The organism is Bradyrhizobium sp. USDA 4501 (assembly GCF_054062115.1).
In genome coordinates this window covers 279963-301910 of record NZ_JBSSEX010000001.1, presented here as the reverse complement: position 1 = coordinate 301910, position 21948 = coordinate 279963, and the positions used below count along the sequence as shown (strand labels likewise).

Sequence of the window (21948 nt, the reverse complement as noted above, 5' to 3'; positions counted from 1 at the left end):
TCATGGCCAGACGGGCCTACCAATTCGATCACATTATAAGAAGATCGTAAGCAGCGGTTTGAGTAAGGAGATCACGCTTGCAATCTTTCATGACGTGCACATGAAACCCGTCTCTTCGCCATCCCGACACTCTGTCCGCGCGGCGATTTCGGTGTTGCTGCGTCAGGATGACGCATCTGTGCAGTGCACTGCGCGCCAACTGGGCGTGAGCGTGCGCTCATTGCAGCGACACCTCGCTGGTATGGGGACAAGTTACAGCGAATTGGTCACCGAAGTCCGCCTCGATACGGCCTGCCGCCTCCTTGCGGAGTCCAACGAGCGCATTTCGGACATCGCCTTACGTCTTGGCTACACCGGAGCGAGCAGTTTCAGCCGAAGCTTTGCGCGTTTGATGAAAATGCCGCCGATTGCATATCGGCAGCAGCAGGCCGCCAAAGGGAATGGCAAGGCCCGCGCCAGCAAAAGTTAGCGCATGGGCGGCTTGCACTGAGTGGACGCGGAAGGCGCGAAAACGCAAGGCCACGACGCAGGTAGCGGCCCCGCATCGCCCCGCGAACGAGCGTCGCGCTAGCATATTACCAGTATTCGAGCTGTGTTTTTTCGGCGGCAAGGCGGCCCGGAAGACCATGCATCAATGATTGGCGCGAAATGGCAAGACGCTTCGCGCTGAAAGACGCGAGATGCAGAGGTAAAGCCAGACGTTGAGGTCAATTATTATGTACTGCGCCGCTCCTATTGCCATTGCCGATCTGATCTGCACATCCGCGCGAAGCGGTCAGTCAGGGGGCCATGCAAACGGGTTGCGTGCCCATATTCGGGGTACCTTCCTCACTTCATCGGCTTTTTGGATGCGATCGAAAGGCACCGACCAATGATTGGCGGTGCCAGCGATCGATATCGCGTTCTTGTCGCGCGGGCCGAGGCCATCGCTGCGGGGAACGTTGAAGAAACGCCTCGCATCCCCGCGATATGCCACCGGCTCTCAGTGAGCCAGCGTACTCTACGAAAAGCGTTCAGGAGCGTTTACGGCCAGTCGCCGTGCCGTCGAATTCGTGTGCTCCGACTGAATCAGGCGAGGCAGGCACTTCTCGCGGTGGACGGCGAGACAGCAAAGGTGACGGAAATTGCGATCTGCTTCGGCTTTTTCGAGCTTGGACGGTTTTCGGTTGAGTATCGCAAGCTGTTCGGCGAGAGCCCTTCGCAGACGCTTCGAGCGGCGGGCCGGGACAGCGATATGTCGCACGGTGGCAGAGCTGGACTGCGCAACGCCAGGATCGATTACCAGAATCCTTTGTCGAGGGCTTTCAGCGCGGGCGTGATGGACGCGACTCAAGATCGTGATGTCGAAAGCGTATAGCTACAGCGGGCTAGCCGAGACGAGGCGAACCCGCAGGGAAAACCAACCGGAAGGGCGCCGTGTCGATTGACCTGACGAAGGCCTGGTATGTTTCGTTCGAGGTGCCGAAAAGGATGCGCAAGACATCCACGCAACGACAGCCGAGACAGAGTGAGAGCTTTCCGACAGAACTCGACGCCCAGAGGTTTGCCCGCCAGAAGTTCGAGCAAGGATACATCGTGACCGCGGGCACCATCAACCCCTGCACACCGCGACGGGCGATACCTTCGGCGGTCATTCACCATTGGCTTGCGGAAACGTCCGAACCGCCGTTGGGCGAACCGGCCTTATTCGAGGACACCAAGGAGCCGGATCTGCCGTAGGAGCCTGCCGCGATACGGTGCGCCCGTGCATTGGCAGAATTTGCATAGACCGTTCCGACGAATTGCCGATATCGTTTCAACGATCTTTTCCCGGAATGTGCCGGGTTCACCGGATGGCGCATGGTGGGCGATGACCGAGATAGTGACTGTCGCTCCCTCGATCGATCAGCTTGGCCGCATCACTACTGTCAGACATCGCCGATAAGGACCCCGTTCGAGGAGAGTGTTTTGCAGGTTACGGGGAAGGTTGGAGCGCTGAACGCGCGCAATTGCGTTGGTTTCCCGGGATTGGTGCTGGCCGTCTTGATTTGCCTCTCCAGCGGAATTGCCCGTGCTGGAGATGAAGACGATGATTCTGCGAACGGGGTGTCGAGCGCGCCGAACGTCTACCTGGACATGAGAACCACCTACGCGAGGGTGCCCGCCGGTGCGCTGGCGGTCGGCTTCGGCAATTCGTCCTTGCTCGCGGCGTTGCAATCCGCTGCCATCTCGAACGCCGGCAGCCTGGCTGCGATTGCGGGCGGTGCGGCGATGCCGGGCGCCCAGAGCGTCGTGGTCGATCTTCCCATGACGATCGACGTGAACGATAATGTCTCGCTCTATGCCGGCGTATCAGCCAGCTCGACCAGCACTCCGATGACCGGCTGGTCGTCCGTGGCGATTACGAGCTGGAATCTTGGATTTCAGGCCGATCTCTACAATCAGAACGGCGGCTCGATTCCGACCCTGAGTTGGCAATCGACCATTACCCAGACGATTCCGAATGGACCGTTTGCTACCACGAGTTTTACAAATGTTTTCGAGTTCGACTATGCGTTCGACCAGGACGAGACTCGTGGGTTGCTCGCGGGTGTGCAGGACACACGGGTTGTCATCGGCAGTCAACTCGCGACCATCCATTCCGATATCATGGGCTATGTCGGCGGTTACTACCAATGGCCGAACAATTGGAAGCTTACGAGCCGCGCGGGCGTGCAGGTTTTCGGCGGCGCCGAGCTCTTGGGCCGCGCGTCGGTCTCCTCCTTTACCCAGCCGATCGTGCGACTGGACCTTGACCGGATGGACGACAATGACAACCGACTGTTTGGCGTGACCGCGCAGATCATGTGGGTACCAAAGCCTGCTTACCAGATCACGCTCAGGACGCCGCTCTATTTCGCACGCAACTAGGGCTTCCGGGTCAGCATGACGGAGTTTCGGCAAGGTTGAACCAGGCCAGGAGCGCCCGGTCATCGCTCGACACCACCGGATTGTCAGAATTTGCATATTCGTCAGCCTGCTCGCCTGACACCGAGAGACCATTGGCGCTCAACACCGACTGCGCGCCGATGCTTTCGCTGCGGCAACTTGGCCACAGTCGGGAAAACAGAACGCGCGCGTCAGATTCTGCATAGTGGGTTGCGCGCATTCGATGCGATCACCGCTACACGATTTCTTCAATCAATCAGGTGCGGCAATGAATAAGATTGGAAAGTTTGGGGTTGCGATCGCGGCCTCGCTAATGATGGGTGGTTATGCGGCCGCGGCGGATTTGCCGGCGGCGCCCGCCTACAAGGCGCAGGCTCCGGTTGCCGCCGTCTACAACTGGACGGGATTCTATGTCGGCGGCAACGGCGGGTACGGCTGGGGCAACCAGGACCCGATGGTGCTGTTCGCCAACAGGTTCGATCGAGCCGGTTTTGACATCAGTGGCGGCATGATCGGCGGCACGTTTGGTGGGCAGATTCAGCAGGGATACGTCGTGCTCGGCCTGGAAGGTGACATCGACTGGGCCAACATCAGCGGGTCCTCCGTCGTAACGCCGAGCATTCTCGGCATCGGACAGGGCGTCACGCTGAACACCTCGTCAAACATCAGCGCGCTGGCGACGGTGAGGGCCCGGGTCGGTATCGCCATGAACAACGTCCTGATCTACGCCACCGGCGGCGGAGCCTTCGTCAAGTCGACCGCCAGCGCATCAACCATCGCCGGCGTGCCCTGCGGCACGGTTGGCGTCTTGCCGGATTGCTCAGCCTCGTCCTGGCGTCCGGGCATCTCCGCGGGTTTCGGCGTGGAATACGGCTTTACACCGAACTGGTCCGTGAAGGCCGAGTATCTCTACACGAAAGTCGTCGGCACCGGAGTCAGCACGGATGAATTGAATGTCGTGCGTGGCGGCATCAACTACCGGTTCTGAACAAGGGACATCGATCACATATTCGGTCCCGTTCGACGGACGATGCGCCGCCTCGAACGTCCGATAGGACTGTCTTGATCCTGATCGTGCATCCGAGCCGATGCTTTTCAGCTCGGATGCCAGTCGCGGGCGAAGGCGCCCGGCCTCTGAAAGTCGTCTGAGATCTTTCTACATCCGATTCATCACAATGGGATCCCCAATGCGTTCGAGACTGCTGCTTTCCGTAGCTCTGCTGGTTGCCACAATGGTGTCTGCCAGGGCCCAGACCCCGCTGTCGGCCTATGTCGACGCGAATGGATTCATCGATGTTCAGAAGCTGACCTGCGCGCAACTCGCCGGGACCTACCAGGAGGACGCCGATGCGCTGACGGCCTGGTACAGCGGCTGGTACAACGGCCTTGCCAAGAAGCATTTCCTCGACCTGCGCAAGGGCAAGCTCGTGGAGCACGAAGTCATCGTCTACTGCAAGGCACATCCCGAAAAGCTCATCATCGACGCTATTGCCGTCGTGTTCAAGGCGGAGCGGGAGATGATGGGAATCCAGATGAAGTAGATTGTCAGAGGGCGGATCGGTCGCACGTTGCCGACCGATCCGCTGTGCGCAGTGTTACTAAGAGCGGCATCGCCTGTTCTATTTTTCTCTTGAATTGCCGCTCAGACGGGCGGGATATTTTGAATTGAATGATTTCGGGCAATACACCGACGCCGTTAGAGGCGCGAGGGTGACATTTCTGAAATCCGCTCCGTCCTCTCACGATTGGGGCGTGAAGTCTCTCGCATTGAATCGCACGATCCTTCAGTTTGGCACCGACGGCGGCCCCGGGATTGCGCATGGCGTCACCGACCCGAATTTTACGACGTTGATCGTCCAGTCCTCCAACTTCGACGATCGCGTCGTGCTCGATGGTGTGCCATGCCAGGCCTCTGACCTGGTCATTTTCCCTCCGAACTGTCACTTCACCTTTGTCCGTTCCGGTCATGTCGAATGGGTGGCGTGGTCGCTGCCCAATGAGGAGAGCATCGCGAGGAACATGCTCCCTGCGGCCACAACTCAGGCTTCGCCGAAGACCGCCAAGCATCTCGTCCGGTTGCCAGAGCCGATCAAATCGAAGCTGATCGAGGTGTCGAGGCAGGCTCTGCGTTCCTTCTCCGGTTCTGCCTTCGTTGACCGGCCTATGATGGCGCGGGAGGCAGAGGACGCCCTGATGGATCAGCTGGCTTGCATCCGGGATAATCGCCTGAGCCAAAGCTTCCTGCCCAACAAGTACACCCTCTCGTACGAGCGAATCGTTCTGGAGGCGCTTGAGTTCGTTGGGACCAGGTCGGAAAGCATCGTCCATATCAAGGACATCGTGAAAGCGACCAAGGTGGAATACCGCACCTTGCTGCGTGCTTTCGAGCGCTATCTCGGCTTCTCGCCAAAGCTCTATCTGAGGCTTCGGCAGCTAAACCTGGTTTATCACGAGATCAGTCGCGACAACGGTGCATCGGTCGGAGTCGTCGATATCCTGTCGGCACACGGCGTCACCGAGTTCGGCAGATTTGCCGGCCACTACCGGTCGCTGTTCGGCGAGTTGCCATCCGAGACATATCGCCGGTCTCGCGCATTGAGGTCTGGCAACGTGCCGTGACCTCGAAGTGGGGTTTTGGTGCAACACCGCTAAGAATTGGTCGGCGGTGACAGTTTCTGCATACCGACTGAGACAAGGTCGATGGCAAGTGGCTCATGTGTTTTCCACGTTCAATGAGGCTTGCAGGCGATGAAGAAAATCAGTTTACTTACCGCAGCGGCGGTGATGTCCGTTGCGTTCACGGGTATTGCAAAGGCCGCCGATCTTCCGCAGCGGCCGGCGTACAAGGCGGCGCCGATCGCCGCGCCCATGATGTACAACTGGTCCGGCTTCTATCTCGGTATCAACGGCGGATATGGCTGGAGCAACCAGTGCATCGATATCACCGCAATCAATGGAATTGGCGGCGTCTTCGCGGAAGGCTGCAATAGCAAGGGCGGCGGCATCATCGGTGGCCAGCTTGGCTATCGTTGGCAGGCCGGACAATTGGTGTACGGTCTGGAAGCGCAGGGCGACTGGGCCAACATCCGCAACACGCGCATCAGTGCGCAGGATCCGACACGTACTTACAAGTCGACCCTCGCCGGCCTGGGCCTCTTCACGGCTCAACTGGGCTACGCGGCCAACGAGGCCTTGTTCTACGTCAAGGGTGGCGGCGCGGTTGGCAGCCAGGACTTTGCCATCATCGACAATGTGAGCGGCACGGGCCTCGCCTTCGCGAACCGGACCCGCTGGGGTGGCGTCGTGGGTGTCGGCTTCGAGTACGGCTTCTCTCCGAATTGGACGGCCGGCATCGAGTACGACTATCTGTGGCGGGTAAACGAGAGCAACACGTTTCTGACGCCGTCACTCGGGCGCATCACGTCGATCACCGCCAACACCAAGACGGACGCGAGTCTGCTGGCGCTCCGCCTCAACTATAAGTTCGGTTACTAGTGAAGAAAGGAGGTCGTCCAATTCGGCCGGCCTCCATTCTTGTTTCATCATGCCTGGGTCCAGGTAATCCACTATTCCGGAGTTGATCATGCTGTCGAATACGATGCGTGCGATTGCTTTTCTCGGTGCTTTGGCGGCCACAAACATGGTCTTGGCGCAAGACACGGCGTCCCATGCGCCGCTGAAGACGATCGGGGCCAACAAACCCCAGGTCGTTCCATCACTGATCGTCTTCAACTCCAGGGGCGCGAACGTGCAGCCCGGCAAGCTGGTCCTCACTGGCGTCGCGCCAAATGCGATCATATTTGCGGATCGGCCGGTTCGCTCGGCCGGTCACGATCTGACCAGCCATATCGTCGAAGACTGGGGAACCGGCAGCGACAATTTTGCAAAGAATCCGCCCAACGCCACAGTGTCCGTATTCCAGAAGGACGGCAGCACCGTGCGCGATGTCGTTGTCACACTGAAGAATCCCAAGCTCGAAGGTGATAACCTTGCCTTCGATGTCGATATTCTCGAAGGTGACATCAAGGGCGCCGACGGTCCTGCCTCTGTCTTCATCGACATCATCGGCCTTCCGTTTACGCCGCTTTCATTCGCGGGCGTTGCGCGACGCACGGCCTATCGAGGTGCGTATTATGCCGGAGCCGCTGCGGCGGCTGGCGCTGCGGCTGCCTACGCGTACCACCCGTATTACTATCGGCCGCCGGTTTGCGGATACTATCCCTATCCCCCGTGCTACTAGCGGGACCGCGCGGAGTTTGGCCTGGCGTCCTTGCGCCGGCCCAGCCTCTGGCTGATGCGCCTTGTGTACCATTTGCGTCCAGCCGGCACAGGACGATGATTCTCTCGACTCGAGGAAGCGCCGGCCCGTCCAGAAACGAGCCGATTTCGAGTCTTGGCGCTACAACGCGAAAGAGCCCGGCTGAGCCGCCGCTTGCTACGGATTGGGCTTGTGATGACTGAGGTCATGCAGTGAAAGGCGGGCCTCGCGCACCAGATCTACAAGCGAGAGCGTGAAGAAGCTGAGAGCGACAACAAAGAGCAGTGCAACGCCGTACTCATGCTGGAATCGAAAGAAGGTACACACGAACGCCAGGATCACCAGCAGCGAGGTGACGATTGCGCTGACCGTCGCGAGAACGATTGCCTTGTTCAGAAGCACAGCGCGACGCCTGAGGTGTGGGATATCAGGGTGCGTTCCGGAACGGTCGTCGTCGGCCGTAGCGTGCAATGCCTGTAGCCTGTCGACGACGCGATTCATGCGCCCTATCAAAAGCGACACGAAGGCCGCAACTGCGCCAAGGAGAAATGCGGGCGCCGCTACTTGCGAAATGACCTGCGACAGGTGCGCGGCGGTCGGTGTGTCGATCAGCATGGCTACTTTTCTCCGCGACCGGTACCTGCGCCGCCGCCTACATTGGAGTCAGGGCGAGCGCTCGCAACGAAAGCTTAGCGCATCGTTGGTCACGGGGAGCTTTTTACAACGATGTGAGATCGTTTGCTCAAGATAATCGCTGCGTAGCGTGACGGGCAAGGGGACGCCGCGAAGCGTCCCCTTGCCCGTCGCTTAAACTTACGTCGCTTTTTTGGCCGCCGGGATCGACCAAGTGCCGTCGAGGATCGACGGGTCGTCCTCGTTCGGCCAATACATGCGCAGCATCAGGATGAACTTGCCGGTCGGTGCAGGCAACCAGTTCGACTCCTTGTCGGCCCCCGGGGATTGATTCTGGATGTACAGGTCCGTTGAGCCGTCCGGATTGACCTTGAGGTTCTGTCGCGGGCTGATCGAGTACCGATTGATCGGGTTGGAGACGAAAAAGTAGTTGGCATCGTACATGGTAACGGACCAGAAGCCGCTCACCGGCGGCAATTGGCCCTTTGGAAAACGCATGACGTATTTGTTCGAGCCGTGATAGTCGCTACCGTCCGCATCCTTTAGCGAAAGCGGATAAACCGCGTCTCTGTTGCGGTTCGCGCCGAGCCCGATCGCGGTGACCAGCGCACGGTTGAGATAGTCGGTCCCGTAGACGCCGGTCTTGGTGTCGTAGATCCATCCGTTGACCTTCTTGATGGCGTCGTTGACCTTGAGCTGGAGCATGATGCGATCGAAAGCGGCGCGGGGAATGCGCTTGACGAAATCCGCGTCCAGCTTGCTGGCATCGAAGTCCTGGCCCGGGACAAGACCGATCTTGGCGAACCGCGCGAGTTCGGGCGTGTCAGCAGCAGAGGGAGGGTTCACTTTCATCAGCTGGGCGAGCAGGCTGAAGTATTCAGCCGCATCCATGCGGTTGACCTGTTCGCGCACGGCCGTCTTCATGTCGATGGACGGATCGACCTTGCCCGAGGGCGGCGTGTAGTCCTTTCCGTAGGAACTCAGCGGCACCAGCTTGAACTGGTCCTGCAAGGCGTGGACGGCTGCGTAGTCTTCCGGAGTGCCCGTGCAGTAGATCCGGCCGAGCAACCAGACGATGTTGGTTGGGGCCTTCAATTCCTTGACGCCGGACGGAAGCGTGCCGCTCCAGCCGGGACCCGTGATTGCATAGGTCTGCGCCCCGGTGCCGGTTGTGCGTTTTCCGGGCACGGCGAACACATTGGTCCAGCCGTCGAGCATCGGCAGCAGGAAATACCGGTCCTTCATGTCGGGAACGCTCAACACCCATGGCTCCTTGCCGACGTCGAAAAATGCAGTGGTGTAGAGCGTATCGGCGTTCGGTGCTGTCACATCGCGAAACGAGGCATCCGGATACTGACGCAGCTTGATGATTTGACCCATGGGGGCACGCGTGCCCTCCGCTTTGACGACGTTGGTGAAGACCCGGCGGGTCATCTCGATTGTGACAAGTGGATAACCGAACACATAGGCGTCGGTGGCGAGCCAAAAATCTTCCGCCCCTTCAACGATATCAAATACTGGGCCTTCGTGCGCTCGGAGGATCGACGGGGTCAGTGCAGTGGAAGCGGCGGCAAGTCCGGTCTTCAGCGCAAAACGGCGGGTGATGTCCATCGTTGTTTCCTGGGATTGGTTTCGTTCAAGGCGGCTTTTTGGCAGCGTTGCGGCGCTCCATCTCGTGCCGCGCAAGGCAGGCTAGCCCGTACTTCCCAGCATCGGCTATGCAGTTTCTGACCTTGATCGGGGGCCCATCCGACCAATCGCTTGGCGAGCCGGGGATCCGAGCGGGCGCACGCCGAAGTCGAAGACCCCGCGCTGGCAATAACTGAGCGCGATTTCAGACCATTGCTTCGCGCGGGGCTGGAGATTGCCGAATTTGCATAGTGGGTGGCCGCTTTTTCGTTAGGTTGGCGAGCGGACGAAAAGACGCTTGGCGTGTCAGGCCCGTCCACCACGGAAACGGAGTAGGTTGATGCAAAAGCGATCGAGCCCGAACATGCTGACGAAGCGCGATTTGCTGAGATCTGCCGCGCTGGCAGGCGTCGCCGCTGCTGGCGCCCAATCAAGCCAAGCTTGGGCCCAGTGGTCGGAACGTCCGGGATTCTTCAAGGCCAAGGACATCGCAGAGGCCGGCTTCATCTATGGTCTGCCGATGGTGATGGCCTACGGCGTCATGAACGAGTACGCTGTCGACAAGTCGTCGGGCCAGTACAAGGCGCCGTTCAATACACTGTTCAACGAGGCGCGCGTCTTCACATACGAAGATACCGCCGTGATCACCCCCAACAGCGACACGCCGTATTCGTTCGCTTGGCTGGACCTGCGGGCCGAACCGCTTGTCTTTTCGGTGCCGGCGATCGACCCCAAGCGCTACTATTCGCTGCAGTTGAACGACCTCAACACGTATAATTTCGGCTATGTCGGGACGCGCGCCACCGGCAGCGATGCCGGAAGCTATATGATCGTCGGCCCGCGATGGACCGGCGTGACACCGGCCGGCATCAAGAAGGTATTCCGGTCGACCACCGATTTTTGCCTGGGGCTCTTACGCACGCAGCTGTTCGACCCGGCCGATATCGAGGCCGTCAAGAAGATTCAGGCCGGCTACAAGGCGCAGCCGCTTTCCAGCTTCCTGAATCAGCCGGCGCCTGCGCCGGCGCCGGCGCCTTCTTTCCCCAAATTCGAGAAGGACCTCGTCCGCACCGAGTTCTTCGAATACCTTGATTTCGCGCTTCAATTCGCGCCGGCGCTGCCGGAAGATCGCTGGATCCGCGAGCAGCTGGCGCGGATCGGCGTGGGGCCAGGGAAGAGCTTCGATTTCCGCAGCCTGTCGCTGGAAGACAAGGCGGAGATCCTGCTTGGCATGAAGGAGGGCGAGCGCAAGGTCAGCGAGGCCGTTGCGACCCTCGGCAAGGACATCAACGGCTGGCGCGTCGGCGCGCCGTTCGGCGATGCCGCATTCTTCCACGGCGACTGGCTTATGCGCGCGGCAGCCGCGAAGGCCGGCATCTATGGCAACGACGCGGTGGAGGCCATGTATCCTTTGGGCAAAGTGGATGTCGATGGCAAAGAACTCGACTGCTCGAAGTCGAGCTACACGCTTACCTTCCCGGCGGAGCAGCTGCCGCCGGTCAACGCCTTCTGGTCGGTGACGATGTATGACGGCAAGACGCAGCTTTTGGTGAAGAACCCGATCAACCGCTACCTGATCAACTCGCCGATGCTGCCGCACATGAAGTGCGGTTCCGACGGCTCGCTGACGATCTACGTCCAGAACAAGTCTCCGGGAGCCGACAAGGAGGCAAACTGGCTGCCGGCGCCGGATGGCCCGATCTATGTGGTGATGCGACTGTACTGGCCGGAAACCACGCCGCCATCGATTCTGCCAGCTGGTGAAGGGACGTGGAAGCCTCCCGGCTTCAAGCGCGCGTCCTAGAGATCGAATTTTTATCGGCCGGATGCGCGGCGACAGAGTCGCAATTGCACGCATCCGGCCGGCACGGGCATGGCACCGCCCTTGTGAGTGTTCAATCCCGGTGCACGACAGATGCAGGAGATCATCGTGCTCATCATCCTGACGCTCTATTTGGTCCTGGTCTGGCTCGTCTTCTCGAGGCTCAAGCTGGTCCGATGGGGCTGGGCGTCCGGCACCGTCACCGTGCTGCTTGGCGCGTTCATCCTCGCGATATTCCTCGCGATGTTCAACTACCTGACCCCGTCGGGAAGCTTAGTCGTGATTTCCCGCGTCATGGAGGTCGCGCCCAATGTCTCCGGCGAGGTGATCGAAATCCCGGTCAAGCCAAACGAACCGGTGAAGGCCGGCGCGGTGCTGTTTCGCATTGATCCGGCACCGTTCCAGTACAAGGTCAACCAGCTCGAGGCATCGCTCGCCCAGGCACGCCAGCAGGTCAAGCAACTGAAGGCCAGTTACGAGCAGGCGACGGCGAATGTCGATGGACTGACCAAGCAGCTCGCCTTTCACACCCAGCGGCTTTCCGATTACCGCAAGCTCGTCAGCGAGGAGGCGCAGACCGCGTTTCGTCTGCAGGACGTCCAGGTGCAATACGACACGGTCGAGTTTCAGCTTCAGGCGGCCAAGGCCGCACAGCTGAGCGCACAATTGGCGATGGAGTCGGAAATCGGCGGCGTCAACACAACCGTCGCACAGATCCAGGCCCAGCTCGACCATGCGAAGTGGGAGCTCGAGCAGACGACGATCCGCGCCATCGGCGACGGTGTCGTTACGATCATGGCGCTGTCGGTCGGCGACCGCGCCATGCCGGCGCGCTCGGTGATGTCGTTCATCGTCGCAAACGATATCGTCATCACCGGCATGTTCCCGCCGAACGGATTCCGGACCATCAAGCCCGGCGCGCGGGTCAAGCTCGTCTTCGACGACGACCCTGGCCGCATCCACGAAGCGACGGTCATGGCTATCCCCCAAGGCGTGGGGCAGGGCCAGATCGCGGTCTCAGGTACGCTGGCGCGGGTCGGCTCGATCGGAGGCGCGAAGGCTTATCCGGCTGCTATTTCGATCCCGAAGACCATCGACCGTAGCCAACTCCGGCTCGGAATGCCGGGCACCGCCACCGTGTTCGCGGACAACGCCGGCGTCATCGGCCTGTTGATGTCGATCCTGGTCTGGATCGGTTCGTATACGGCATATTTATAGCCGCCTTCCATTTCACTCTCGGCTCCAATTGGTAGCTCATCCAGATATCTCCGGAGAAAAAATGGGTCTTCGATCTGCAGGCAGTATTGCAGCCCTCGTTTCGGTCACTCTTCTTGTCCAGTTGTGCTCGGGTGCTCGCGGTTACGCCCAGCAATCAACTGGTCAATTGTTGATCTCATCGGGATTCAGCCCTGTTGCTGCGACCACGCCGGAGCTGTTGAATCGGCTGATGTTGTTCCCGTCCAATCAATTTCAGCTGCGGCAGAGGAGCGGACGTTCCTACTACGTTTACGCGGATCCCTCCGGATGTACCTGTGCGTATGTCGGCAGCGTGGCCGCTATGGACAAATATCGCGCCAGTTATGGTGCATTGCCGGCAACTACGCTCTCGGCAGGCGGCTTTACGAATCCCGAAGAGAACCTGATCAACAGCATGGAAAACGATGACGCTTCGGCCCAGTTCAACGATGACGTATTTGGTCCGGACTTTTAGGTTTGCCTGATGTGCGTTCGAGCATGAGGGCCCCGCGCGTTCGCGGCACACGCACCGCACCGACCTGACCGTCGGCGGCGTTCTGTTGATGGAGACCGGCGCTTCAGCTCCTCGGCGCAAAGGAGGAGGGATCTATCCCATCCGAAGTCGTGGCGCTCCCATCCAGCGAAGCCGGGTCCGATCGATCGACGTTGATGTCGTGTCGAATCAAGGGATGCCTTCAATCATTCGGGCAGCATGGCGCCCAAGGCAGGCGCTTGTCCCGGCCGCGATTGCGCACGAAACTGCCGCGGCGTAACGCCGGTAATGCGGCGGAAGGCGCGCGTAAAGTGCGCTGGATCCGTATAGCCGGAGGAGAATGCGATTTCGATGATCTTGGAATCCGTGTCGCGCAAGAGCTTGCTGGCATTCTCGAACCGGATGGTGTCGAGCAGATCCGAGTATGTCATGCCGGCGTACGCCAGCTTACGTTGCAAGCTCCTCGCGCTCGCGCCAGCCATCTCCGCAACCTGAGCGAGAGCCGGAAGTCCCTGGTCGAGGTAGGACGGCAACATCAACTTGAGCGTTGCGATGATGTCATGACCTGACGGGCCAGCCTGATCGTCTTGCAAGGAGAGCACTTGCTCCTTTGCGCGATTGGGAAGGCTGAGGAGCGAGATCGGCACGTCGATCCACGATGCGTCTTGTCCCGACAGGAAACGCGTGTTTGGCCAGAATGATTGACACGCGGGGCTCGGCGTATACCGGGCTTCAAACGCGATTGTAGCAGGAGCCCAATCCGGTCCGGCGAATTGCCGGACAATGTATATGGGGAAAATATTCTGAAGCCATTGTGAATGCTCGAGATGCAGGAGTCCTTTTGTTCCAGTGAGACTGCTGCAAAACTTCACGTGACCGTCGTGGCGCTCGATCCAATTCTTCAAGTTCGAGTCCTCGATCGATGCCCATTTGCAAGCCTGTTGCAGCGCGACCAACAGCGTTGGGGCATGGCCGATCAGAGTCCGGGTTTTCTCGCTCAGGTGACAATAGTGCAGACGTTGGGAGGCGAGGAATCCAAAATCCGGAATACCTTGTGATCTCCGGGCGATTTCCGCGAAGTCGATTGCTCGCAGAATCGGAACGTAGTGATTGGCCTTTTCTTCCAATGATGTCGGAAGATGAAATTTTGCCAGAAACGAACCCGTCGACGCGCCGATTTCGCTAAGGATATCAGCGAAAGGAATGAGGAACTGGCAGCGCGTCAAATGAATATTTGCCACCGGGCCGCCCCTCGATTGTAAAATGGATGCTGCCTGTCGGCGGGAGTTTCGCTGGGACCGGGCGTTGGCGCGGCCGGCAAAAATGGAAGAGTTCGCTGCCCCCTCCCGGCATGCACCTTTCTCTGCACCCCAGCGATCGGCTGCGAGCCACTCCTTCGATGCGGGTCTTGCCGGCTTTTTTGGCGGCTTATGGCCAGACGGCCAACAATTCGCTGCATAGGCTTACTTGAGATCAAAACTACGACCGGAATGGAGGAGAGCTGAGCCCTTCGTGCTGCGTTTCGATGAATTCTCTCTCCGTACCCTCGCAGCATTACGTGCGCTCGACAATGGTTGAACGAGAGCCACTGGGTGATCGAAAGGCGCCCCAGTTTTTCCGGACAGTCGGCCGGAAGGAGGCCCGGAATGCCCATGGCGTCGAAGCATCTGGTATTCTCTAGACGGAGCATAGACTTCGTGCCTCACACCAACAGATGAGAGCCGTCCGTTTGCCTTCGTCCGAAGCGATCCGCGCGGCCATTGTCGCGTCGCTGCGACATGGTGACGCAACCATAAATGGCACAGCTCGCGCATGCAAGATCAGCTCGCGGACGTTGCAGCGTCATCTCGGCCGTATGGGCACAAGCTACCGCGCAATGCTTGCGGAGGTTCGCTTGAATTTGGCTTGCCGGCTGCTCGTAGACTCGAGTAAGCCCCTGTCCGACGTCGCAAAATTCCTCGGCTATTCCAGTGCAAGTAGTTTCAGCCGCACTTTCGCGCGTTTGATGAAAGTCCAGCCCGTTGTCTACAGGCGGCAGCAACTTGCTGGTAAACGTCGGCACGCGTCCCATCGCATATGACCTTGCGCGATCGATAGCTGAATTATTCCACAAGATTGGCGTGAAATGGCAAGACGCACGATTTGAATTGGAGCGAAACGTTCGGCGAGATTTCGGGGCTCCGCGAGGAGCCATTTTGCTTTTTTTGACGTTCAAGAGGCGCAGGGACGCTACGGGAAGCTATATGGCCCGGCCGAAGCAAAAGCAGAGCGACGCAGGCTGGCGAGCACGGTAGGCATCGCGTCATGCAATCACGTCGCCGAGCACGAGCGGCCAGCCGCCGAATCAGCTCCATCCGTTCGCGACAAACAGAAGGCGCTAGGGCTATCCGCCAGACGACCTTCGTCGCGGCGTCGGCGAGCCCTGAGATCGTCCGGTCGGTGCCTGCACAGACCGATCTGGACGCTTACGCCAGTCTCGACCAGCGCATTGTCGATGCGATCGCGGTGGTGTGCCTGGCGCATGGGATAGGTTGATCGTCCAGGCGTCATCGACCCCGACCTTCTGAATATGGTATCGTCGCGACAGCGAGAGGTCTGGCGCGATCTGGTCGGACTTAAGAATTGGCCTTGACCTGACTAGGTCAGCTAGCCTGCTCATGTAGCGGACTCCCGCTACCATTGGCCACGATTTGCTCCGTCACGGCGCAGAACGGGAATTACAGCGGGCCATGACGTGCTGCTGGCCGCTTCTGACGAAGCTTAGGTGCCTTGGCTCGGGAGGCGTTCTGATCCTCCTGCAGTTTGAGCGTCGCTCTGGCGTGTTCGGCGAGTTTCAACGCGTTGTCGGCGTTCGAAGCGAGCCGTGACAGCAACTGGGACAGCACTTTGAACTCCTCACGCGTCAGCATGCTAAACAAGGCGTCGTTGACCGGGCGCTGCAAAGCGGCAAGGCGGATTAGTAGGCTCATTCCGCGTTGGGTGAGCGCAAGTTGCACCCGTCGTCCGTCTTCGGGGGGGAGCTTTTCTCGAGCAGGCCGTCGGAAACCAGCTTGTTGATCTCGTTAGTGACGAAGGCGCCGCTCAGATATAGCCGCTCGGCGACCTGATTCACGCCCATCGGTTCTTCCGCAGTCGAATTCTTGATCGCAATCAATATCAGATATTGGGTGGGCGACAGGTCGACGAAGCCCGCGAATATTTCGCGGCAGGCCTCAAGACTGCGTCCGAACGCGAAATAATCGTAGAGCAGGCCGCGAAGCGTGCGGTCTCCTTCCTTGTCGAGCAGTTCGGGTTTCGACGCCGTCAGGAGTACATCGTTCACGCGGTCAATCTCCTCGCCAAATCATGGCATTGCGAGCGCGGTGTTCGACAATCCCCTGTCGAGCCGCTTCGACGAGGATGACTCAGTTCTCTGCTTCGACGACGTGAAGGTGCCTTGGGATCGCGTCTTCATCGAGGGCAACGTCGAGATGTGCCAGAAGCAGTTCCACGCCATGCCTTGTCACGTCTACCAAAACTACCAGGCGATGGTCCCTCTCAGCGTGAAGCTCACGTTCCTGAGTGGCCTTGCGCATCGGATCGCCGAAATGAACGGCGTCACGCAATTCCCGCAGGTTCGCGAAATGCTCGGTCAGCTCGCAGCCGAGACCGGCATGGTCGATGCGCTGGTGGCTGCGATGGAGGCAAAGGGCACGCAGGTCGGTCCCTACTTCATCCCGGATCGGCACACGCTCTATTCCGCACAGGTCCTGACGCAGCAGCTCTACGCCCACATCATCAATACGCTGCGCGAGCTCGCCGGCGGCGGCATGATCATGCTGCCTTCGTCGGTGGCGGACTTCGGCAACCCGGAGATTGCTGCCCTGATCGACCAGACGCAGCAGTCGCCGAAGGCCAATTCGCACGACCGCGTGAAATTCTACAAGCTCGCTTGGGACGCCGTCGGCTCCGAGTTCGGGTCGCACCATCAGCAATACGAGATGTTCTACGCCGGCGCGACTTTCGTTACCAAGGGCCATTCCTATCGCACCTACGACTGGACCGGCGCCGATCGGTTGGTGCAGACGATGCTCGATTCCTACGACCTCAACGGCGTCTCGACCTCCAGCAAAGCCGCCTGAATCAGGGAGCAAACACATGCCCGTCAACAAGAAGCACGACGAATTCTACACGCTCGTTAAGACCACCGGGTGGGAAACGCCCGCGGGCTATCCGGCCGGCATCCAGCAGAAGATCATCGCCGGCGGCCGAGATGAGGAGAATCGGCACGGTACGAGAACCCGGCTGCTCCGTTTTGCGCCCGACGTCTATACGACGGCGCCGTTCTCGCACGAGTATTGGGAAGAGGTCTATCTCGTCTCGGGCGACCTGATCGTCGGCAACGATGACAAGGGCGAGGGCGGCGTGAGCTTCCCGCCGAACACTTACGCCTGCCGGCCTCCGCACGCGCCGCACGGTCCGTTCAAATCCGTCGGCGGCTGTCTGCTCCTGGAGATGCACTACTTCGATCCGGTTTGATTCCGGTTCGCTAGCGACCGCCTGCACCGGGAGTTCGACCCGCAGGCATCGAGCGAATATGTCGGATCGCACGTACGGCGTCTGGAGGCGATGCGGCGTGAGGCAATGGTAAGCCGTCTTGCCGACGGGAGCTGGAATGTCGGCGACGACTATCTCGACCGGGCGCTCCGATACGAGAAGCTGCAGCGCTCGCGCAATCCGGTACGCGTCGCGGTGTTGTCATGGCAGGGACTCGAAGATCTGCCGCAGGCGCTGGGAGCAACGTGGCTTGATCGCAAGCTGATTGGCAAGGAGCCCGATGGGTTCGTGTCGGCTGGCTTCGGGGCGGAAGTCGAGACCGCATTGCGAACCAGGCGGCAATGGCTGATCGAGCAGGGGCTGGCGCGAGAGCAAGGGGGGCAAGCGCGGTACGCGCTGAACATGCTCGAGACGCTCGAGGCCCGTGAGCTGGCAAGGACTGCGGCCGACATATCCGCGCGCACCGGGCTTGAGCATGTCGACGTCAAGGCCGGCGACAAGGTTGAGGGCGTCTACCGGCGCGTGCTCACGCTGCACAGTGGGCGGTTCGCCTTGATCGAGCGATCGCATGAGTTCGCGCTGGTGCCCTGGCGGCCGGTGCTGGACCGGGCGCGCGGGCAATTGGTCACCGGTCAGGTCGGCGGGGAGGGCATTTCCTGGTCGATCGGCATCAAGCGCGGAATTGGACGCTAGTGGCCGGATGCTCGGAAAGTCAGTCAGTTTCCGTCCAGGAGCGTTCGTGTTCCATCCAGGAGCGTTCGTGGAATTCATCTTTTGTGTGTCCAAGGAATTGAAATTAATGAGTATTATACTATTTTTGCGAGAATAGTATAGCTGAAATGTTCCAGAATACCGGTGGTTATACTATTCTCGCGAAAATAGTATAGCGAGGTTCCGAGATGCCGTCGAACCAAGCCCTCGATATCAGCTACCAGACGCTCTATTCGGAGCTTGTCCAGCGAAGCCTGGACGAGAGCTTCACCTCCGAATTTTCCATGAGCGGCCGCTTCGTAGCGGTCGAGGTGAAGGGCAAAAAATACTGGTACTTCGACACGCCGAAGCCCGAAGGCGCGGGCCAACACCGCCGCTATGTCGGTCCCGTCGACGATCCAGAGATCACCAAGCGGGTCGAAGCATTCAAGGATCTGAAGGCCGATCTGAAGGGACGTCGCCGTCTCGTTTCCACATTGACGCGCGAGGCCTATCTGCCGCGTCCTCTGCCGATGGCTGGCCAGGTGGTGGAAGAATTGGCGAAGGCGGGCTTCTTCCGCATGAGGGGCGTGCTCGTCGGCACTGTCGCTTATCAGTGCTACGCCGCCGTGCTCGGTCGACGCCTTGATGCGGCCGCCATGCAGACCGGCGACGCCGACTTTGCGCAATTCCACGAAATCTCGGTGGCGGTCAAGGATTCCATGCCTCCCATCCTGGAGGTGCTGCGCCAGGTCGATCCGACCTTCCGCGAGGTCCCGAGCCAGGCCGACGGCAGGGTCTCCACCCAATTCACGTCGAGGGGCAACTTCAAGGTTGAATTCCTGACGCCGAACCAGTGGTCGGACGACCAGGCAGGCAAGCCGGTCCCGATGCCGGCCCTCGGCGGGGCAGCGGCACTGCCGCTCCGTTTCCTCGACTACCTGATCTTCCAGCCGATCCGCGCGGTGCTGTTGCACGGTCCGGGCGTGCCGGTCCTCATTCCATCGCCCGAACGCTACGCCATCCACAAGCTGATCGTCGGCTCCCGCCGCAAGGAGGACCGCGATGCGACCGCAAAAAGCGCAAAGGATCGGCTGCAGGCTCGATCGATCATCGAAGCGATGATCGCCAACAGGCAGCAGTCGGACCTTGCGGCCGCCTATACGGAGGCATGGGATCGCGGCGATCAGTGGAGAGCGGCGATCCGCACCAGCATCGCGACCTATGATGACAGCTTCCAGACGTTGCTCCGGACCGAACTAGGGAAGGGTGTATCCGAGCTCGGCTCCGATCGCGCCGCCTACGATCTCGCAGACAAGTCAACCGACACGCCAACCTCTCGTCCACAGTGATCCGCGGACCGCAGGCTCAACACCGACGCGGCCGCAACGCAGCCTCGACCAGCAGCAGCGGCACACAAGCCGGGCGCAAGAAACTCGGCCAGGCATGCTCTGCCGACGAAGATCGACATGCCGATCATGTCGACGTCATCAAACAAGCTGCTCCCTGCGCGCCGGAACCAACAAGCCTGAGCCTGGTCGGCATGTGCACGCCTTGCGGGGCATTTCTCGAACGACATGCTCATCGCTGATCCATCCGGCACTCCGAAGCCCGCGCACAATGAGAAGCAGCTTGGTTATGCAGAATCGAGGCGCGACCACGCACCGCCTGCCGACAGAGGCAATATCTCTTCGCTGTTGAGTAACCGATCGCCCGGTGGCTGAGCGCGACATGGCAACGAGATGCAATCTGCGCCAGGTGTTCACGCGCTGTTGAAGCATTCGATGATGCTGTGCTGATCTTGATCCGCAACTTCGGCACTTGATCGGGCTTGATCGAAATCGCGCTCGCTGATGGCGCGACTTTTTATTTCGATTGAAGGCTCGCCGAATTTCGCCGTTCTCATCGTGCCGCTCACGTGCGTGGGCGGATGGGGCGGCGAATGTTTCCAGCAAAGATCTACATCGGTCAGATCACGATCGTGTTCGGCATCGTCGTCGCGTCGACCTGAGGAGCGACGCAATGGACCGCAACAGCCCTCGGCTTTCAGCAACGGCTGGGTGAACCCTGGTTCGCGATCGCCGGCTATCCTCGCCTGTTTAGCTTTTTATCGCGGCGGTGCCCTGATCGCTGAGGTCATCTTTCGGATTTCAAATCTCACCCATGCCCGCCGCCGTCAGAACGGGAAGCATGTCATGGTTTCGACGTAGCCCATCTGGTGAGATTCTGAACGTCAGCCGATCCAGCGGACTGACGATGAAGCGCCTAGCTCTGATGTCCCGCAAGACCCAGCGAAGTCGGATAGCCTCGCCCAAGGGCAAGCTCTCCAACTCACTCATCAGCTGGTTTGATCCTACGGTAGTGCATCCCCATGTCACGTCGCACGAGAGATCTGCGCTGGCTGCCGAAGGGTATCCAGCAGCTGCTGCTCTTCATCGATGCGCTGGCGAAAGCGCTCGCGCTCCCGTTCCGAGGTCGCGGTATCGATGAGATACTGGTAGTCACCGACGATCTTCTCGCTAACGCGAATGAGTAGCTTTTAAAGTTCGATCATGGATGTTTTTCTCCCGATCTCCCGGCGGCTGGATGACACAGCCGGCATATGCCCAGAGGCGGAGCGTCAGAGGCCACGCCTTGCGTGGCCTCCAGTTCCTCGCCGATGCGCCTTTCGATGAACTGACGCTCCAAGTCGGAAAGCTGCGTTTTCAGAAGCCACCGATAATGGCGGATGTTGGTGCGGTGCGCTTGGAGTTGCTCGAGCCGCTGGTCGATCAATCTGGAGTATGGCTTCTCCATCGGGCCGTACCTTGAGACTGCCGGGCTTCAGCCAGGTTATCGAGGAACATCGCGGTCCCCCCAATTGTTATCTAAGCATCATCGGCAACTATCAATTGGGCGCCGGTGGCTGAGAGTGTCGTGCTCCCGATCATTCGCTGGCGAAGCAGGCATTTCACCGCCGGCGCTACGCTCATTTCCTCCAATGCGGGGAGAACGCCGATGGCTTCAAGCACCGCGACTAGCCTGATCACAAAGTTAACTGCCTCCAACCGGCTCGACAGCGATGACATTCAGGCACTTGAGCAGCTGCCGATCCAGGAACGCCAAGTCCCGGCCCAGCACATTATTGTCGCCGATGGCAGCCGGCCAAAGGAATGTTGCCTTCTCGCCGAAGGATTTGCGTACCGTGCAAAAATCACGCAGGACGGCAAGCGGCAAGTCCTCTCGTTGCACATTCCCGGCGAAATACCGGATCTGCAGAGCCTCTACCTCAACGTCATGGACCACGATTTCACGACGCTGACATCCTGCACGCTTGGCTTCATCCCTCATGAAGCGATCAAGGCCTTGTGTAAGCAGCGCCCGAATGTGACAGGTGCGCTTTGGCGCGAAACGCTCATTGACGCGGCGATTTTTAGGGAATGGATCGTCAATGTCGGCCGCAGGTCCGCGGACGAGCGTATGGCCCACCTTTTCGCCGAAATTCATCGTCGATTGAGGGCTGTCGGTCGAACGAGCGACGGTGATTTCGACTTCCCTATTACGCAATCCGATCTTGGAGATTGTCTCGGACTTTCGACGGTCCACGTCAACCGCACGCTGCAGGAACTGCGGCAAGAAGGTATCATGCAAGTCGAGCGGCCACACTACCGCATTCTGGACCACGATAAATTGGAGGAATTGGCCGGATTCGATCCGGCCTATCTTCACTTGCAGCCGACTGGCTAGAGCATTTTCCACATGATG

The 21948-nt window shown here is 59.6% G+C and carries 27 protein-coding genes; 19 read left to right on the top strand and 8 right to left on the bottom strand.

Annotated elements, in window-relative coordinates:
• The first annotated feature begins 58 nt into the window (after positions 1–58).
• The 4 genes from ACVWZM_RS01455 (at position 59) to ACVWZM_RS01440 (ending at position 2889) form a co-directional block, all read left to right on the top strand.
• The gene (locus tag ACVWZM_RS01455) at positions 59–469 is read left to right on the top strand and encodes a helix-turn-helix domain-containing protein (RefSeq protein WP_233475606.1); all 411 of its coding nucleotides are present in this window, start codon (positions 59–61) and stop codon (positions 467–469) included.
• Between the two features lie 402 nt (positions 470–871).
• Positions 872–1357 carry a helix-turn-helix domain-containing protein gene (locus ACVWZM_RS01450; protein WP_316398792.1) on the top strand — a complete coding sequence of 162 codons (486 nt, stop codon included), beginning with the start codon at positions 872–874 and terminating at the stop codon, positions 1355–1357.
• A gap of 59 nt (positions 1358–1416) precedes the next feature.
• Positions 1417–1719, top strand: a complete 303-nt coding sequence (locus tag ACVWZM_RS01445; protein WP_063790084.1) for a hypothetical protein — start codon at positions 1417–1419, stop codon at positions 1717–1719.
• Positions 1720–1947: 228 nt separating this feature from the next.
• Positions 1948–2889, top strand: a complete 942-nt coding sequence (locus tag ACVWZM_RS01440; RefSeq protein ID WP_456851537.1) for a hypothetical protein — start codon at positions 1948–1950, stop codon at positions 2887–2889.
• Positions 2890–2899: 10 nt separating this feature from the next.
• Here ACVWZM_RS01440 and ACVWZM_RS01435 read toward each other — a convergent pair whose 3' ends face one another.
• The gene (locus ACVWZM_RS01435) at positions 2900–3127 is read right to left on the bottom strand and encodes a hypothetical protein (protein WP_141340145.1); all 228 of its coding nucleotides are present in this window, start codon (positions 3125–3127) and stop codon (positions 2900–2902) included.
• A gap of 48 nt (positions 3128–3175) precedes the next feature.
• Between ACVWZM_RS01435 and ACVWZM_RS01430 the strand changes: the two genes are divergently transcribed.
• The 5 genes from ACVWZM_RS01430 to ACVWZM_RS01410 all read left to right on the top strand — a co-directional run bounded on the left by ACVWZM_RS01430 (position 3176) and on the right by ACVWZM_RS01410 (position 7147).
• On the top strand, positions 3176–3895 hold the full coding sequence (locus tag ACVWZM_RS01430; RefSeq protein ID WP_456851535.1) for an outer membrane protein: 720 nt from the start codon (positions 3176–3178) through the stop codon (positions 3893–3895).
• Positions 3896–4094: 199 nt separating this feature from the next.
• Positions 4095–4448, top strand: a complete 354-nt coding sequence (locus ACVWZM_RS01425; protein WP_076826357.1) for an HdeA/HdeB family chaperone — start codon at positions 4095–4097, stop codon at positions 4446–4448.
• A 169-nt stretch (positions 4449–4617) separates the two neighbouring features.
• Positions 4618–5526: a helix-turn-helix domain-containing protein gene (locus ACVWZM_RS01420; protein ID WP_456851533.1), complete on the top strand. Its 909-nt coding sequence runs from the start codon at positions 4618–4620 to the stop codon at positions 5524–5526.
• A gap of 129 nt (positions 5527–5655) precedes the next feature.
• Positions 5656–6402, top strand: coding sequence for an outer membrane protein (locus ACVWZM_RS01415; RefSeq protein ID WP_076826360.1), 747 nt, complete (start codon positions 5656–5658; stop codon positions 6400–6402).
• A gap of 88 nt (positions 6403–6490) precedes the next feature.
• On the top strand, positions 6491–7147 hold the full coding sequence (locus ACVWZM_RS01410) for a hypothetical protein (RefSeq protein WP_194295334.1): 657 nt from the start codon (positions 6491–6493) through the stop codon (positions 7145–7147).
• Between the two features lie 195 nt (positions 7148–7342).
• Here ACVWZM_RS01410 and ACVWZM_RS01405 read toward each other — a convergent pair whose 3' ends face one another.
• The gene (locus ACVWZM_RS01405; protein ID WP_076826362.1) at positions 7343–7780 is read right to left on the bottom strand and encodes a DUF2721 domain-containing protein; all 438 of its coding nucleotides are present in this window, start codon (positions 7778–7780) and stop codon (positions 7343–7345) included.
• A 198-nt stretch (positions 7781–7978) separates the two neighbouring features.
• The gene (locus ACVWZM_RS01400) at positions 7979–9409 is read right to left on the bottom strand and encodes a DUF1254 domain-containing protein (protein WP_456851531.1); all 1431 of its coding nucleotides are present in this window, start codon (positions 9407–9409) and stop codon (positions 7979–7981) included.
• Between the two features lie 382 nt (positions 9410–9791).
• On the opposite strand from ACVWZM_RS01400, the gene ACVWZM_RS01395 reads away from it, so the two are divergent.
• From ACVWZM_RS01395 to ACVWZM_RS01385, 3 genes are all read left to right on the top strand, one after another.
• On the top strand, positions 9792–11231 hold the full coding sequence (locus ACVWZM_RS01395; protein WP_456856590.1) for a DUF1254 domain-containing protein: 1440 nt from the start codon (positions 9792–9794) through the stop codon (positions 11229–11231).
• A gap of 111 nt (positions 11232–11342) precedes the next feature.
• Entirely contained in the window at positions 11343–12467 is a 1125-nt protein-coding gene (locus ACVWZM_RS01390) for an HlyD family secretion protein (protein WP_456815996.1), read from the top strand.
• Between the two features lie 61 nt (positions 12468–12528).
• Entirely contained in the window at positions 12529–12960 is a 432-nt protein-coding gene (locus ACVWZM_RS01385) for a hypothetical protein (protein WP_168857393.1), read from the top strand.
• 224 nt (positions 12961–13184) lie between these two features.
• On the opposite strand, the gene ACVWZM_RS01380 is transcribed toward ACVWZM_RS01385, so the two are convergent.
• The gene (locus ACVWZM_RS01380) at positions 13185–14219 is read right to left on the bottom strand and encodes a helix-turn-helix transcriptional regulator (RefSeq protein WP_246786823.1); all 1035 of its coding nucleotides are present in this window, start codon (positions 14217–14219) and stop codon (positions 13185–13187) included.
• Positions 14220–14692: 473 nt separating this feature from the next.
• Between ACVWZM_RS01380 and ACVWZM_RS01375 the strand changes: the two genes are divergently transcribed.
• Positions 14693–15058, top strand: a complete 366-nt coding sequence (locus tag ACVWZM_RS01375; RefSeq protein WP_082653779.1) for a helix-turn-helix transcriptional regulator — start codon at positions 14693–14695, stop codon at positions 15056–15058.
• 637 nt (positions 15059–15695) lie between these two features.
• Here ACVWZM_RS01375 and ACVWZM_RS01370 read toward each other — a convergent pair.
• Positions 15696–15947 (bottom strand): hypothetical protein, encoded by a 252-nt coding sequence (locus ACVWZM_RS01370; protein WP_456848473.1) that lies wholly within the window; start codon positions 15945–15947, stop codon positions 15696–15698.
• On the bottom strand, positions 15944–16300 hold the full coding sequence (locus ACVWZM_RS01365; protein WP_456851529.1) for a MarR family transcriptional regulator: 357 nt from the start codon (positions 16298–16300) through the stop codon (positions 15944–15946). Before ACVWZM_RS01365 ends, ACVWZM_RS01370 begins: the two co-directional genes overlap by 4 nt.
• Before the next feature lie 40 nt (positions 16301–16340).
• Between ACVWZM_RS01365 and ACVWZM_RS01360 the strand changes: the two genes are divergently transcribed.
• The 4 genes from ACVWZM_RS01360 to ACVWZM_RS01345 all read left to right on the top strand — a co-directional run bounded on the left by ACVWZM_RS01360 (position 16341) and on the right by ACVWZM_RS01345 (position 19556).
• Positions 16341–17099: a 4-hydroxyphenylacetate 3-hydroxylase C-terminal domain-containing protein gene (locus ACVWZM_RS01360; RefSeq protein WP_456851527.1), complete on the top strand. Its 759-nt coding sequence runs from the start codon at positions 16341–16343 to the stop codon at positions 17097–17099.
• 16 nt (positions 17100–17115) lie between these two features.
• Positions 17116–17496 carry a hypothetical protein gene (locus ACVWZM_RS01355; protein WP_057017180.1) on the top strand — a complete coding sequence of 127 codons (381 nt, stop codon included), beginning with the start codon at positions 17116–17118 and terminating at the stop codon, positions 17494–17496.
• A 21-nt stretch (positions 17497–17517) separates the two neighbouring features.
• Positions 17518–18207 (top strand): DUF3363 domain-containing protein, encoded by a 690-nt coding sequence (locus ACVWZM_RS01350; RefSeq protein ID WP_456856588.1) that lies wholly within the window; start codon positions 17518–17520, stop codon positions 18205–18207.
• 206 nt (positions 18208–18413) lie between these two features.
• On the top strand, positions 18414–19556 hold the full coding sequence (locus ACVWZM_RS01345) for a nucleotidyltransferase family protein (protein ID WP_456848477.1): 1143 nt from the start codon (positions 18414–18416) through the stop codon (positions 19554–19556).
• Between the two features lie 410 nt (positions 19557–19966).
• Here ACVWZM_RS01345 and ACVWZM_RS01340 read toward each other — a convergent pair whose 3' ends face one another.
• A complete protein-coding gene (locus tag ACVWZM_RS01340) occupies positions 19967–20257 on the bottom strand; it encodes a hypothetical protein (protein WP_456851525.1) in 291 nt (96 codons plus the stop codon).
• Positions 20258–20575: 318 nt separating this feature from the next.
• Between ACVWZM_RS01340 and ACVWZM_RS01335 the strand changes: the two genes are divergently transcribed.
• On the top strand, positions 20576–20740 hold the full coding sequence (locus tag ACVWZM_RS01335) for a hypothetical protein (RefSeq protein WP_246786821.1): 165 nt from the start codon (positions 20576–20578) through the stop codon (positions 20738–20740).
• A 14-nt stretch (positions 20741–20754) separates the two neighbouring features.
• Here ACVWZM_RS01335 and ACVWZM_RS01330 read toward each other — a convergent pair whose 3' ends face one another.
• Entirely contained in the window at positions 20755–21000 is a 246-nt protein-coding gene (locus ACVWZM_RS01330) for a hypothetical protein (protein ID WP_253587190.1), read from the bottom strand.
• A 201-nt stretch (positions 21001–21201) separates the two neighbouring features.
• On the opposite strand from ACVWZM_RS01330, the gene ACVWZM_RS01325 reads away from it, so the two are divergent.
• Positions 21202–21930, top strand: coding sequence for a Crp/Fnr family transcriptional regulator (locus tag ACVWZM_RS01325; RefSeq protein ID WP_057017186.1), 729 nt, complete (start codon positions 21202–21204; stop codon positions 21928–21930).
• Positions 21931–21948 lie beyond the last annotated feature (18 nt).